This is a genomic window from Pseudomonas farris, assembly GCF_019145235.1.
Classification (GTDB): Bacteria; Pseudomonadota; Gammaproteobacteria; order Pseudomonadales; family Pseudomonadaceae; genus Aquipseudomonas; species Aquipseudomonas farris.
Genome location: NZ_JAHSTV010000010.1, coordinates 38471 through 52095 on the forward strand (window position 1 = coordinate 38471; position 13625 = coordinate 52095).

General features: G+C 58.4%; 11 protein-coding genes and 2 pseudogenes. 5 read left to right on the plus strand and 8 right to left on the minus strand.

All coding sequences use genetic code 11. The features are described 5' to 3' along the window. Positions 1–37: 37 nt before the first annotated feature. From KVG95_RS20775 to KVG95_RS20785, 3 genes are all read right to left on the minus strand, one after another. Entirely contained in the window at positions 38–1090 is a 1053-nt protein-coding gene (locus KVG95_RS20775) for a beta-keto acid cleavage family enzyme (RefSeq protein WP_038980143.1), read from the minus strand. A gap of 87 nt (positions 1091–1177) precedes the next feature. After that, positions 1178–2026, minus strand: coding sequence for a TauD/TfdA dioxygenase family protein (locus tag KVG95_RS20780; protein WP_217857750.1), 849 nt, complete (start codon positions 2024–2026; stop codon positions 1178–1180). Positions 2027–2040: 14 nt separating this feature from the next. Beyond that, the gene (locus tag KVG95_RS20785) at positions 2041–3021 is read right to left on the minus strand and encodes a quinone oxidoreductase family protein (protein WP_217857751.1); all 981 of its coding nucleotides are present in this window, start codon (positions 3019–3021) and stop codon (positions 2041–2043) included. Positions 3022–3257: 236 nt separating this feature from the next. On the opposite strand from KVG95_RS20785, the gene pdxR reads away from it, so the two are divergent. The 4 genes from pdxR (at position 3258) to KVG95_RS20805 (ending at position 7570) form a co-directional block, all read left to right on the plus strand. After that, a complete protein-coding gene (gene pdxR / locus KVG95_RS20790; protein WP_217857752.1) occupies positions 3258–4760 on the plus strand; it encodes a MocR-like pyridoxine biosynthesis transcription factor PdxR in 1503 nt (500 codons plus the stop codon). A 106-nt stretch (positions 4761–4866) separates the two neighbouring features. Next, positions 4867–5937 (plus strand): sugar phosphate isomerase/epimerase family protein, encoded by a 1071-nt coding sequence (locus tag KVG95_RS20795; RefSeq protein ID WP_217857753.1) that lies wholly within the window; start codon positions 4867–4869, stop codon positions 5935–5937. Between the two features lie 51 nt (positions 5938–5988). Further along, positions 5989–7254 carry an MFS transporter gene (locus tag KVG95_RS20800; protein ID WP_217857754.1) on the plus strand — a complete coding sequence of 422 codons (1266 nt, stop codon included), beginning with the start codon at positions 5989–5991 and terminating at the stop codon, positions 7252–7254. A gap of 133 nt (positions 7255–7387) precedes the next feature. Continuing rightward, on the plus strand, positions 7388–7570 hold the full coding sequence (locus KVG95_RS20805) for a hypothetical protein (protein WP_217857755.1): 183 nt from the start codon (positions 7388–7390) through the stop codon (positions 7568–7570). Positions 7571–7723: 153 nt separating this feature from the next. Here the strand turns inward: KVG95_RS20805 and KVG95_RS20810 are convergent, their stop codons facing one another. The 4 genes and pseudogenes from KVG95_RS20810 to KVG95_RS20825 form a co-directional block, all read right to left on the minus strand. After that, a complete protein-coding gene (locus KVG95_RS20810; protein WP_217857756.1) occupies positions 7724–10198 on the minus strand; it encodes a TonB-dependent siderophore receptor in 2475 nt (824 codons plus the stop codon). A 107-nt stretch (positions 10199–10305) separates the two neighbouring features. Further along, on the minus strand, positions 10306–11262 hold the full coding sequence (locus KVG95_RS20815) for a FecR domain-containing protein (protein ID WP_217857757.1): 957 nt from the start codon (positions 11260–11262) through the stop codon (positions 10306–10308). Beyond that, positions 11259–11780: a sigma-70 family RNA polymerase sigma factor gene (locus KVG95_RS20820; RefSeq protein ID WP_052965348.1), complete on the minus strand. Its 522-nt coding sequence runs from the start codon at positions 11778–11780 to the stop codon at positions 11259–11261. The genes KVG95_RS20815 and KVG95_RS20820 overlap by 4 nt, the downstream gene beginning before the upstream one ends. A gap of 251 nt (positions 11781–12031) precedes the next feature. Next, positions 12032–12211: pseudogene (locus tag KVG95_RS20825) on the minus strand (ABC transporter); the annotation flags it as partial. Here KVG95_RS20825 and KVG95_RS30445 point away from each other — a divergent pair. Continuing rightward, positions 12212–12323, plus strand: a pseudogene (locus KVG95_RS30445) (hypothetical protein); the annotation flags it as partial. A 12-nt stretch (positions 12324–12335) separates the two neighbouring features. On the opposite strand, the gene KVG95_RS20830 reads toward KVG95_RS30445, so the two are convergent. Further along, entirely contained in the window at positions 12336–13025 is a 690-nt protein-coding gene (locus tag KVG95_RS20830) for an SGNH/GDSL hydrolase family protein (RefSeq protein WP_217857758.1), read from the minus strand. Positions 13026–13625 lie beyond the last annotated feature (600 nt).

Sequence of the window (13625 nt, forward strand, 5' to 3'; positions counted from 1 at the left end):
GAGCGGAAAGCCATTGACCTCCCGCGTCGTCTGCCGATCAGCCGCGTTGCGGCACACCTTTCTGCCCGGCCTTGCGGTTGGGGGCCATGCCATTGGCCAACAGGGTTTCTTCGATGCTTTGGTACTGCACGCCGATGCGGTAGATCTCGCGGGCTTCTTTACCCGTGGCGATTTCGCGACCCAGTTCATGGGCGATGCGCACGGTCTGCTTGATCTGCGCAACTGAGCCGAAACGATCGCCCTTGTGATCAATGATAGTGTCTTCATTGCCCACACGCGGGTGCATACCCATGGCCATCGACATGGTGTTGAACGGCATGACGTTCTTGAGCAGCGACTCGGAGGTCAGGGTGCAACCGTCTGGCGCGCGGTGGATGAAGTTGAAGAAGTTGAACGGATTGGGGCCATCGAAACCACCGCCGATACCGATCCAGGTCAGGTTCAACGGGCCCTTGTAGACGCCCTTGCGCACCAGGCGCTCAAGGGTTTCCATGGCATGCATGCCGGTCAGCTGGAAGTGCGGCTGGATGCCGTTGTCCATCAGACGCTTGAGGTGCTCCGCGACCCAGGCCGGGCCGGCCGGTACGGTCATTTCGCTGTAGGCCGCCTGATAGGCAGGATTGGCCAGGGACGTGCCTTCCAGGTATTCCGGATACAGCAGCTCCATGATGTTCATCTGGGTGGTGTTGATGGCCACCGTGACCTGATCCGGTTTTGGCGTCAGCTCGGCCAGCATGTGACGAGTATCGTCAGACAGCCACTTGGCAGCTTCGCCATCGCTTTCCGGCGCGAAGGAAATCGAACCACCGACCTGGATGATCATGTCCGGCACGGCTTCACGCACACCGGCGATCAACTCGTTGAACTTGGACAGACGCTTGGAACCCTTGCCGTCCAATTCACGCACGTGCAGGTGCAATACCGTTGCACCCGCCTCATAACAATCAACCGCCTTCTGCACCTGCTCGTCCATGGTTAGCGGGATGTCTTCAGGAAAGTCTTCCGGCATCCACTCGGGGCCATACGGGGCCACGGTGATCACCACCTTTTCCATGTTTTCCGGGTGCAGGGAATCGTCGAAGAATTGCATGAGTTACTCCTATTCTTATGATTGTTCCGCCCACCCGGGATCGTGCCGGGCAGGCGTGTCTACGAGAGCGAATGCAGCGGCGGTCGATCAGTAAGTCTTGTCGCCGATGATGCCGGCGCGCTCCATCTTGCGATGGCACGGCGGGTAATCCATGACGGCGTAGTGCTGGGTACTGCGGTTGTCCCAGATGGCGATGCTGTTGGGTTTCCAGCGCCAGCGCACCTGATACTCGGGGATGTAGGCCTGGCTGATCAGGTAGCGCAGCAGCTCACTTGCGCCCGGATTGGCGTCCTGGCCGAAGCGCACCCGCTCGGGGGTGTGGTAATTGCTCAAGTGCGTCGTGAAGGCGTTGACGAACAGCACCTTCTCCCCGGTTTCCGGGTGGGTTCGCACCACCGGGTGCTCGGCATCCGGGTACATCGCCTTGAGCGCCAGACGCTTCTCGATCGGCATGGCGGCACCGAAACTCGCTTCGATGCTGTGGCGCGCGCGCAGGTCGGCGATCTTCACCTTCACGTCTTCCGGCAAGCGCGCATAGGCCTCGACCATGTTGGCCCACATGGTGTCGCCGCCCACCGGTGGACACTCCACGCAGCGCAGCACGCAGCCCATCGGCGGCGCCTCGCGCCAGGTAGCGTCGGTGTGCCAGGCGTTTTCGTAGCGGTCCATCGGCTGGTCCGGCCGCTTGTAGATGCGCACCAGCCCTGGATGATCCGGATCACTGCCGGCCACCGGATGATCCTCCAGTTTGCCAAAGCGCCGGGCAAATGCCACATGCTCGGCGCGAGTGATGTCCTGATCACGCAGGAACAGCACCCGGTGCTTGAGCAACTGAGCACGAATCTCGGCAAAAAGACCGTCGTCATGCACCGCGTCGGCGAGGTTGACGCCCACCAGCTCCGCGCCAATGCTGCAGGTCAATTGTTCGACTTTCATGGCAGACGACTCCCTTAAATGACGAAAATCGATGAGCCCGTGGTTTTGCGTGATTCCAGGTCGCGATGGGCCTGCACGGCATCCTGCAAAGCATAGTGCTGGTTGATCTCGATCTTGATCCGACCGCTGCCGACATGGTCGAACAACTCGCCCGCCAACACGGCTTTTTCCGCCGGGTCGGCGATGTAATCGGCCAGGGCCGGACGGGTCATGAACAGCGAGCCTTTCATCGCCAGCAGTACCGGATCGAAAGCCGGGATCGGACCGGATGCCGTGCCGACGCACACCATCAAACCGCGGCGCTTGAGCGAATCCAGCGAGCCCATGAAAGTGTTCTTGCCGACACTGTCGAACACCACGTTGACCCCCACGCCGTCCGTCAGCTCGCGGACGCGCTGGGCGACGTCTTCATGGCTGTAATTGATGACATGCTCGCAGCCATGGGCCCGGGCAATTTCACCCTTGGCCTCGGTGGACACGGTGCCAATGACGTTCAAGCCAAGCAGCTTGGCCCACTGCGAAACGATCAGGCCCACGCCACCCGCGGCGGCATGCAGCAGAATGCTGTCGCCGGCCTTGAAATCGTAAATGCGCCGCATCAGGTACGAGGACGTCAAGCCGCGCATGGTCATGGCCGCAGCGGTCTCGAAACTGATGGTTTCCGGCAGCTTGATCAGCGGCGCGGCCGGAATCAGACGCTCGGTGCTGTAGGCACCCAGGGTATTGAGAAAACCGGTGTAGGTGACGCGATCGCCGACTTGTACGTTGGTCACCCCTGCGCCGATGGCCTGGACCACGCCGGACGCTTCAACCCCCATGCCGTTGGGCATCGGAATCGGGTAAGTGCCATTGCGAAAGTAGGTGTCGGCATAGTTCAGGCCCACCGCCACATGACGAAGACGAACCTGGCCTGGACCGGGATCGCCGACGTCGACCTCTTCATAACGAAGGACTTCGGGACCACCGGTTTCGTAGAAGCGTACGGCTTTGGCCATTTTTTCTTATTCTCCAGTCTCAAGTTGGGCGTGCTGCGTCGAATTGCGCTGATTGGACTGTAGGACGCCGTCTGGCGAGTCGCTTCTCATCAGACGACAATGGCTTTTCATTTCATGACAGTGTGCGTTGCATCAACGTCTGCTATGGATGACTTATCCAGTGCCTCTCGATACCCTGCGCACCTCGGTATGATGGTGTTCCAGGTCAAACCACCTCCCCTCCAGACGAGCATGTGATGAAATCCCCTGCAGGTTTGCTGCTGTCGGCTATTGAGCTGGACCGTGCCAGCGCCATCCCCCTGTACCGCCAACTCTATTTGCAGATTCGCAAACAGATTCTCAGCGGAAAAATGCAAGGGGGCGTGCGCCTGCCGTCGACGCGGACCCTGAGCAAAGAATTGGCGCTGTCGCGGATCACCATTCTCAATGCATTCGATCAGCTGATTGCCGAAGGTTTCCTGGCCTCGCGCACTGGAGCGGGTACCTATGTCGGCGATGAGTGGGAGAGCCGAGGGATTGCCGACGAAGAGCAGCGCCAGCCACCGCGCCTGTCCGACCTGAGCCAGTCCATGCTGTCGCTGCGCAGCAGTCACTTTCGCGGGGTTTCCTATACCGATTGGGACCCCGCGACCCCCACCTCATTCTTGCCCAGCCACAGTACCTACGACGCGTTCCCGCTCGCGGTGTGGCGGCGCTTGATGAACCGCCACCTGCTCAAGCCGACCAAGGCCATGCTTGGCTATGGCGAACTGCAAGGGTTACAGGCCTTGCGCACGGCGATAGCCGAGTACGTCTTTGATGCCCGTGGCATCGACTGTAGCGCCGAGCAGGTGGTGATCGTTTCAGGGGCCCAGCAAGCCTTCAACCTGTTGGGCATGCTGTTGCTCAATCCGCAGGACAGCGTGTGGATGGAAGACCCGGGACACATCGCGGCGCGCATTGCGTTGCAGGCCCAAGGGGCTCAGGTGGTCCCGTTGCGGATCGATGAACAAGGAATAGATATTCAGCAAGGCCTGACCGAGTGCCCTGACGCCCGCCTGGTGTTCACCACACCATCTCGCCAGCATCCCTTGGGCGTGACCATGAGTTATGCGCGGCGCCAGGCACTCATCGACTGGGCCGCGCACTATCAGAGCTGGATCATCGAGGACGATTGCGACAGTGAGTTTCGCTACAGCGGCCGCCTCCTCCCCGCGCTCTACGCCATGGACCAGATGGCTCGAGTGATCTACGTCGGCACCTTCAGCAAAGTCCTCTTCCCCTCGCTAAGACTGGGCTATGTGATATTGCCGCAAGCCCTGATCGAACCCTTCTGTACCCTGCGCGCGGTGATGGATCGCAGCCCGCCCACGCTTCTCCAGGCGACGACGGCGGACTTCATGCGCGAAGGCCACTTCCTCGGCCATATTCGCCGCATGCGCGCGCTGTACCAGGCTCGCCAGCAAGCACTGCTCGAGCAACTTCAGCAACAGCTGGGCGGCTTCTTCAACATCACCCCGGTGGAAGCCGGCATGCACTTGATCGCCTGGCTGCCGCCCACGCTTGATGACGACGTGATCGCCAGGGAACTGGCTCGGCACAACATCCACACCTATGCCCTGAGCGACTACTGCCTTGAGCATGTCCTGCCACCTGCCCTGCTCATCGGTTTCGCCGGGACGCCTGAGGGCCAGGCGCAGGAGCGCGTCGAAGCGCTGGCCCGGGCCTTGAGCAAAATGGGGTACCTGCAGGCCACTTGAGGTAAGTGGTCTTATGATTTAACTGATAATGGATCTATCGAGAGTTCCTGACTGGCGCGATAAAGGCTGCGCCGGCAGACCCGGCGTCTGACCAGGAACGACTCGAATGAACAATAAGATCCAAGAGCGATTCAATGCCTTGCTCAGCCACAAGGCTGCCGAGGCAGGAACACCTCCCCTACTGACAGAAGCATTGGCCCGCCAACTGCTCGACCGCCTTGGGCAGATGCGCTTGTTTGCGCATGCCTATCCCTTGCTGACCAACCTCACCCATGGCCGTGTCACACCTGCCGACCTGCTGGACTTCGCCTATCGCCACGAGCTGCAGGGTCTGAGCCTGCACTTGCTCGACGGCGAGGAAAACAGCCTGAGCCAAATGACACCCGCGCAGTTGCAGACGTTTGCCGACAAGGCCAATGCGCTCGGACTGGATGTGCACCTGGAAATCAGCAGCACGCTGAAAAAAGATGTCGATCAGGTGATCGCCATCGCCAAGGCGCTTGAGGTTCGCAACATCCGCGTTTACTCACGCTATGAGGGGACGCTGTCTCGGGTCATGGACGTGATCGAGTCAGACCTGCATTACCTCGCGCAGCAGGCCGATGAGCACAACCTGTTCTTCGACTTCGAGCAGCATGAGGAACTCAAGAGCGCCGAAATCGCGCAACTGCTGAGCCGGCTAAACCACCCACGGCTGCATGCCTTGTTCGACTTCGGCAACATGATCAACGCCTGCGAACAGCCCCTGCCGGCGCTGCGGACCCTGGCGCCGCACATACGCCAGACCCACCTCAAGGGTGTGCGCATCGTCCCCGAGCACAACGGCTTCGGCCATTACGGCGTGCTGCAGGGCAGCGACGATGACGACCTGCCAAGCGCTCGCATGCTGTTCGAACTGTTGATGCTCGGCGACTCAACCCCGCAGGTGATCGCGTTCATTCTTGAGCAGGAAAACCACTACGTCGCCCCGGCGTTCCGCCAGACCTCTGAGGCTGCCGATCCGTTCATTGCGTATCGGGAAATGAGCGACACACCACTCCCGGACGGCTACTCGCTCGAACGAATGCTCGCCGACGAACATCGTTGGGCAAACAACCAGGTCGCCTATGTGCGAGGCCTGCTGGCCGAGTTCCGAACCCTGGCCGAGTTGACCCTGGCCAACCGCGCTAATCCCTGAACCTGACACGACAACCAGCACTGCTTACCCGAACACGCCTGGAGAACAATAATGACAACTCGTGACAAGGCCAAATGGCTCAGATTCCTGATTCTCATCCTCGGTGGCGGCACCATCTACAAGCTGGCGAACCTCAAGGACGCCTTCTACATCCCCATGCAAGAATTCATGGGCTTGAGCCACACTGAAATCGGCATGCTGCTGAGCGCCAACGCCATCATCGCCACCGCCCTGTTTGTCGTCGGCGGCATGCTCGCCGACCGCTACGACACGCGAAGACTGATCCCCATCGGCCTCATCGGTACCGGAGGCCTGGGGCTGTATCTGGCGACCTTTCCGCCTTTCAGCAATCTGCTGATCGTGTTCAGCCTGCTGGCCGTCTGCGCCGATTGCATCTTCTGGCCCTCGCTGCTCAAGGCCATCCGCAACCTGGGTGACGATCAGGAACAGGGTCGGTTGTTTGGACTGCTGGAAGGTGGGCGTGGCGTCATTGATACCCTGGTCGCCTTTTCTGCACTGGGCGTTTTCGTCGCCATGGGCTCCGGTGAAACCGGTCTGAAATCGGCAATCCTCTTCTACTCGGTCATCGACATTCTTGCCGGAACCCTGACCTGGTTCCTGCTCAAGGGCGGCAGCGCACAGTCCATTGCCAAGCCGAAGAACGGTATGTCGAACCTGCTCGAAGCCATCAAGGTGCCGGGTATCTGGCTGGTCAGCCTCAACGTGTTCATGGTCTACATCGTCTACTGTGGCCTGACCTATTTCATTCCCTACCTCAAGGAAATGTACGGGCTGCCCGTGGCACTGGTGGGCGCCTACGGCATCATCAATCAGTACTTCCTCAAGATCCTCGGTGGCCCCGCCGGTGGTTTCATTGCCGACAAGCAATTCAAGAGCACCAGCCGCTACTTGAAGTGGGCATTCCTGGCCTTGCTGCCGCTGATGGGCGTCATCCTGCTGATCCCGAAAAGCCCGAGTTTTATCTATGCGGGCATGGCCGCCACGCTGTCGTTCGCGCTGATTGTATTTTCCATGCGCGGCGTGTTCTGGGCGCCCATGGGCGAAGTCGGCATCCCTTCGCACATCACCGGTTCAGCCTTCGGTATCGGCTGCCTGATCGGCTACGCACCGGGCATGTTCGCTTACGTCATCTACGGCGCAATCCTCGACCATTTCCCGGGTCAGCAAGGCTACAACTATGTCTTCAGCTTGATGAGCCTGTTGGCCGTTCTTGGATTCATGGTGTCCAGCCTGCTGTATCGGACTGTTCGGAATAAATCCACGGCAATCGGTGCGGTTAGCGCGGCGCAAAGCTGATCGGGTAATCGTCGCCTTCATTGAACAGACCAAGGCCTTTCGGTGAAGGCGATCGGTTCACGCCCTCACCCTGGACTTGAAATCGTTGAAAGTTGCGACTATCAGTGAGACTCAATCCTTCGAGGGCAATAACATGCCAACGACTGAAGAATCGATCATTACAGCAGCCAGGCTGCGCGCCGCCTACCGGGGAGAAAATGAGGCACTGGCTGCGGCTTCAGCGCTCGAAGCCCTGGCCGTGCTGAAAAAAACGTTAAAGGGAGATAAGTACCAAGAGGCGCTCGAAAGGCTGTATCTCGAGTACTCAACCTCTTGATCCGCCCGTGCCGCACTTGGCGGCGGCACATTGTTCGCCTATTGAGAGCAAAGCGATATTCATCTGGGATGCAGTGCATAACAAAAAATGCCCGAGTCTTGCGATCCGGGCATTTCGTTCATCGGCTGAGTGGCGTTTTTATCTCTGTCTGCGTTAGAAACTCGCTTTGACCGACAACATAAAGTTACGTGGATCACCGTAGTAGTTACCGAAGGTCTCGGTACCGATGGTGGCGTAGTAGCGCTTGTCGAACAGGTTGTTGCCGTTGAGCGCAACCGACCAGGTGTCGTCGATGCGATAGCCGATGCGGCCGTTCCAGATCGCATAGCCCGACTGGCTGATTTTCTCACCACTGGAGGGTGAAACCCGGAAGTTATCGCTTTGCGCGTTAACGCCAGCGCCGATCGTGAACCGCTCAAGTGACCCACTCAGCGCGTAATCGCCCCACATACGCAATACATGCCGAGGCACATAACTGTTGAACGCTGCTCCGTTCAGGCTGGTGTCGATGTCGTCGAGGGTTTTGGTCTGGGTATAGGTGTAACCTGCCAGTACTTGCAGGCGTTCAATGACTTCCCCGCTGATCTCGGCCTCGAACCCCTGAGCGCGAACTTTGCCGGCATTGACGTAGCAGTAACCATCGGATGACGGGCAGGACGAGTTGTAGTCAGTCTGCGCCTGATCTTTCTGGATCGTACGGAACAGGTTGAAGGAGCTGTTCAGTCGACCGTCGAACCAGGCACCCTTGATCCCCAGCTCATAGCTCTGGCCCACGAGCGGCTTAAGCGCCGAACCGCCTTCTGAGCGGTAATTGCCTTGCGGGGTAAAGATATCCGAATAGCTGGCGTAGGCCGTCAGGTTCTCGTTCAGGTCCAACAGCACAGCGGCAAACGGCGTAACCTGCCCGGTCTCTGTAGTGCTGGAGTGTTCCGAGGTGCCAGTGTTGATGAAGTCGGAGTCGGTATCGGAGTTGTACCAGCTCACCCGACTGCCGACGACAACTGTCAGCGGATCAGCCAGTTTCAAACGCAGTGTCGAGTAAATGCCCTTCTGTTTAGTCACTGAATTGACCGGCCCACCGCGAGATGAGTTGTCGATAAAGTAACTGTCATCCGGCTCCGGTATATGCTTGTCGGGGTTGAACACATTCTGGCGCTGCGGCAGAAACGCCACCGAGTAGAAGTCGTCCTTTTTCGAACGGCTGGCGTTGAAGCCCACGATCAATTCATGTTGCTGACCGAACGCATCGAACTTGCCATCCACGTAGGCATCGAGGCCGTAATCGACCTGATCGTAATCGTACATACTGCCCAGCACACCGGTGGTGTTGGTGCCGGGAGTCACGGCGCCGGAGGCGAACGCGTATTTGATGTCCTGAGTGTTTTTTGTGTAAACACTGGCGACCTTCAAGGCCCAGTCTTCGTTGATCTGGTGTTTCAGATCACTGAACACCGTGGTGCGCTGGCTGCGCCAGGTGTTCCAGGAAGGATCGAGGCACGTCGAACGACTGAGCTTCAAATCGCTGCTATCCCTGTAGCGCGGCAGGCCACCCCAGCATGGATTGGCGTCCACGTCTTCATAGGCAATGCCCAGCCCCAGCGTCGTGTCAGGGTTCAGATCAACATCGAGCGCGCCGTAATACACCTGATCCTTGCGACTGGCGTCGTCTACAAAGTAATGCCGGCTCTGCTCGGCAACGACGGCCCGTCCGCGTACTGTGCCGGCGTCGTTCAGCGGGCCACCGGTGTCGACCTGTCCGCGATAGTTGTCCCAGCTGCCACCGGACAGCGTGATGTCGGTGTGCGGGGCCGTCTGGCCGCGTTTGCGCACGAAGTTCACGCCGCCGGCAGTGCCACCTGAACCTTTCATCATTCCCGCTGCACCGCGAAGAATTTCGACCCGGTCGTAATACGCCATGTCACCGCTGAAACTGTCGGCCTGAACATAGAGGTTGCCCATGTCCAGCGGTACACCGTCGTACTGATATTGGCCCGACATCCGGAAACCGCGCGAATAAAAATATTTGCCGCCCATGGTCGAATCGTAGACGGTAATGCCCGGGGTCTTTTCCATGACCTGATCGATGGTGTTGAGGTTCTGGTCATCCAGCATCTTGCGGGTCATCACCGTGACCGATTGCGGCGTTTCCTTGAGGGAATGTTCGCCCTTGCCGATAGTCACCGCGCCGGTGGTGTATGAACCGCTGTTCTCGGTCGTTGCGCCCAACATCTGCCCGTTGATGTTGGTGGCGCCCAGTTCCAGCGCCGACCCGGCAGCCGGTACCGGGCGCAAAACGTAAGTACCGTTGGCCTGTGGTTCAGCTTGCAGACCGCTGCCACCCAGAATCCGTGCAAACCCTTCGCCGACCCCGAAAGCACCTTTGAGCCCGGGGGATTTCAACCCGTCGGTCTGCCGCGCATCAAAGGAAATGGCGGCACCCGCCGCGCTGGCGAAATGGCTGAGGACTTCAGTCAGGCTGCCCCCGGCGATGTCGAAGGATTGAAGCTGATTGTACTGTTGCGTCGGTGCCGCGATCGCGGCGACCGGCCATACGCAAATCGACGTTGCCGCGAGCAACCCGACCTTCACTACAATCGCCAGACGACCTGGCGCGTACACCCGATACATGCTTACCCTCCCCCAAAGACCATCAATAAAAACTCACTGAGGGATGAGCCGAACGATGCGTATGAAAAGTGCAAAAGCCCTAAAACATTTTTTTTGCGCGGCGCACGCTAATGCACATCACCGCCTGAAACATTGACCCAGTAGCGACTGTATCGGGTGATCCGTAGCGAAAACCCACTCTCCAGCGCAGCCAGCGCCAGGTCGGTATTATTAATGGGGAACGCGCCTGACACCTTCAGTTGGGCGATACGCGGATCGCAGCGCAACACGCCTGTGCGATAGCGCGAAAGGTCGGCCAGCAACTCGGCCAAGGGACGATTAATGGCAATGATGCTTCCCTGTTGCCACGCACCGACCGAAGCATCGTTGCGCCGTACAACCCCCAATGAGTGGCCATCGAAGTCCAGGGACTGGCCGGCCTCCACACGCACCGTCGAGCCACCGCCAGCCGAACGGAGCTCTACGGCCTTCTCGATCACCGCCACCCCACCGCCCTGCTCATGGGACCGGACGATAAAACGCGTCCCGAGCGCCAGCACTTCTCCATGATGGGTGAGCACCTTGAACGGCCGCTGCAAGGGATCGACAGCAGTCGTCACAAGTATCTCGCCCCATAACAGTTCGAGTACACGTTGACGACCGTCGAAACGAAGGTTGACTGACGTGTCGGTGTTGAGCAGCAACAAGCTGCCATCGGCCAACCGAAATTCACGGCGCTCACCCACGGCGGTGCGAAAATCGGCAACCAGGTTCTGGGAGATTTCACTGCGCCAACCCAACCAGCCCAGCGAACTGGCTGACGCGAGCACCAACACACTGCGCAACACCTGACGCCGGGATCGATCAGCGCCGCGCAACGCTGGCGAAGCCAGGGAGCCCGGCACACTCGCCATCTGCTCGCCTACGTCCACCATGCGTTGCCAGGCTTGGCGATGAGCAGGATCGGAGACCAGCCAGTCGTTCCAGGCTGCCAGATCCGAATCGGTGGTGACACCAGACCGAAGTCGGGCGTACCACTGAGCAGCGACGCCAATCGCCTTCAACTCAGCGGGCGAAAGGCTCACGCCAGCTGCAACTGAATCTGCATCAGACAGCAATGCTCCATGGCCTTGGCCATGTAGTTGTTGACCGTGCGGGCGCTGATATTCAAGCGCTCGGCAATCTGCGGATAGGTCAGACCGTCGAACTGAGACAGGATGAACGTCTGCTTGACCTTCGCCCCCAATCCTTGCAACAGGCGGTCGATTTCCATCAGGGCTTGCAACAGGATCGCCTGTTCCTCCAACGAAGGCTGCTGCCATTCGGGCATAGCGGCCAAGGCTTCCAGGTAGGACTGTTCCAATGAGCGTCGGCGAAACAGATCGATCAGCAAGCCCTTGGCGATCATCGACAGGTAAGGTCGCGGCTCGCGAATCTCTAGCGCGTTTCGCGCCTTGATTACCCGAACAAAGGTGTCCTGCGCCAGGTCTGCCGCATCGAAAGCATTGCCCAGACGCTTGCGTAGCCAGCCATTGAGCCAACCGTGATGGTCGCAATACAGATCATTGACGGCGCTACGCAGGGATAAATCGTTGGCGGACATGACGACGGAATAATTCGCGAGTGATAATGACTCGCATTGTCATGCGTACGAAGGGTGATTTGCAATAGCCACATTGGCCAACAAGCCCTGCGTCACCGGAAGGTGCGAGGGCGAGATGCCGGAGTTCGGAGCAGGTTTCGCCGTCATTGATTGAGCGCTGCTCCCTACTTCTTGATGCCACTTATTAAAGAGAATGGGTGACTCGGTAGCCGTCTGGCATCCAGACAGCGATCGGAGATATCACAGGCGTTATTCACACAGCCACCCACGACTTTGTTCTGTTGCAAAGCCATGTAAGCCGAACCGGGGTCTTGGAACGTCACCGGTGTTGCCCCGGCAATTCGGATCGACTGCTCGGAGGTCGAGCCTTTGGTGGAGCTGATGCGCTTGTCTTTGAAGAAGCTTTTTGGCTGATCGGCGTTGGTTACGCGCAGCAGTACTACTACGGCAACCGGACTTCTACAAACAGAACTTTCTGGGCCTCAATACGATTGGCAGGTCGGCCCCGGCATCCTGCGTACCGACTTGCGCCACTTCGACAACCCTATGTTCAGGTCAATTTGGCGAGACGCCACTCAAATTTTCAATCAATGACGGGGTCACCACTGCGCGATATCCATCAGCATTTGGGTGCAATCCATCCGCAACATACTGATTAAACAGGTCGGGATTTGATTTCAAGACCGCCTCCCACTTTGGATAATTGTCGATCAGACGAAGTCCCTTGGCTTTTGCGACATCCCGGTACATCTGGAAGTAATCCCTTAACTTCGGTCTCTGCACTCCAGAGCCTCCAATCACTGGATTCGTCACCATTAAAATGATCTCCGTCGATGACTTGGCAGCCTTGATCCGGTCAATCATTAGCTCGAGGTTTTTCCGCGCTTGTACGACGGTGGTTTTGTTGGGAAGGAAAGCGTCGTTGATCGCGAATTCGATAAACACCGTATCCGGGCTTTTGGAGATAACTCGACTTTCGAGATTTTCAACACCCCATCCCGACCACATCGAATCCTTGCCACTATTTATAACCGTGGCACGTCCAGGGTAACGCTGATTCAGATCATCCCCAAGCTGCTGCACCCAAGCGCCGGAGGCCGTCAAGCTCGTACCATAAGCTACGACGGTCTGCGCCTTGCCAGCATCAAGGTTTGAATAAAGATCGCTCTCCTGACCAGCAAAGCTGGCCGCGCTTAACGAAAGTAACATTCCAGCAAACAGAGCCTTGGCCCACAAACCATTCATTCAACTGTCCCGATCTTTTCACAGGTGGCAAGGATGAACCCGTGAGCTTGAGGCGTCCAACAGATTTAGGCGGGTGGCATTGGTTCTCACCCCGTAAGGTGCGGGCGAGGATGTCTCGGTCATTGTCGGGAAAGGATGGGCAGAAAATTGCAGGACATGCAAACGAAGACATGCCCAAAAATTACCAGCAGTAACCCCGAGCAAATCGTCTGGTCCGAGGCGATTCCGGACCTGAATATCAGCGAAAACTTCGGGTAGTTTTGCGCGGGTTTTGCGCAGAACTGCAACGAAAAAGGGGATCAAGCCGCTAAGTGCTTGATCCCCTTACAAAATATGGTCGGGACGGAGTGATTCGAACACTCGACCCCTAGCACCCCATGCAAGCGGACTCCTCTACAGGCCGTTAACCACAAGGCTTCGCGCTTGGCGCTCGCTGCAACGATGCCCAACTGTGCGGAACAGGGAATTACAAAGTCACTCGGAAAGTCACTAGGCCTTTTTCAGGCCCTCGCCGGCCAAGCCAGCTTTCGACGCTCGGCTGCTGCGTTGCGAACATTGCACGACTGGACGGGGGTTCAAATCCCCCAGCGCCACAAAATA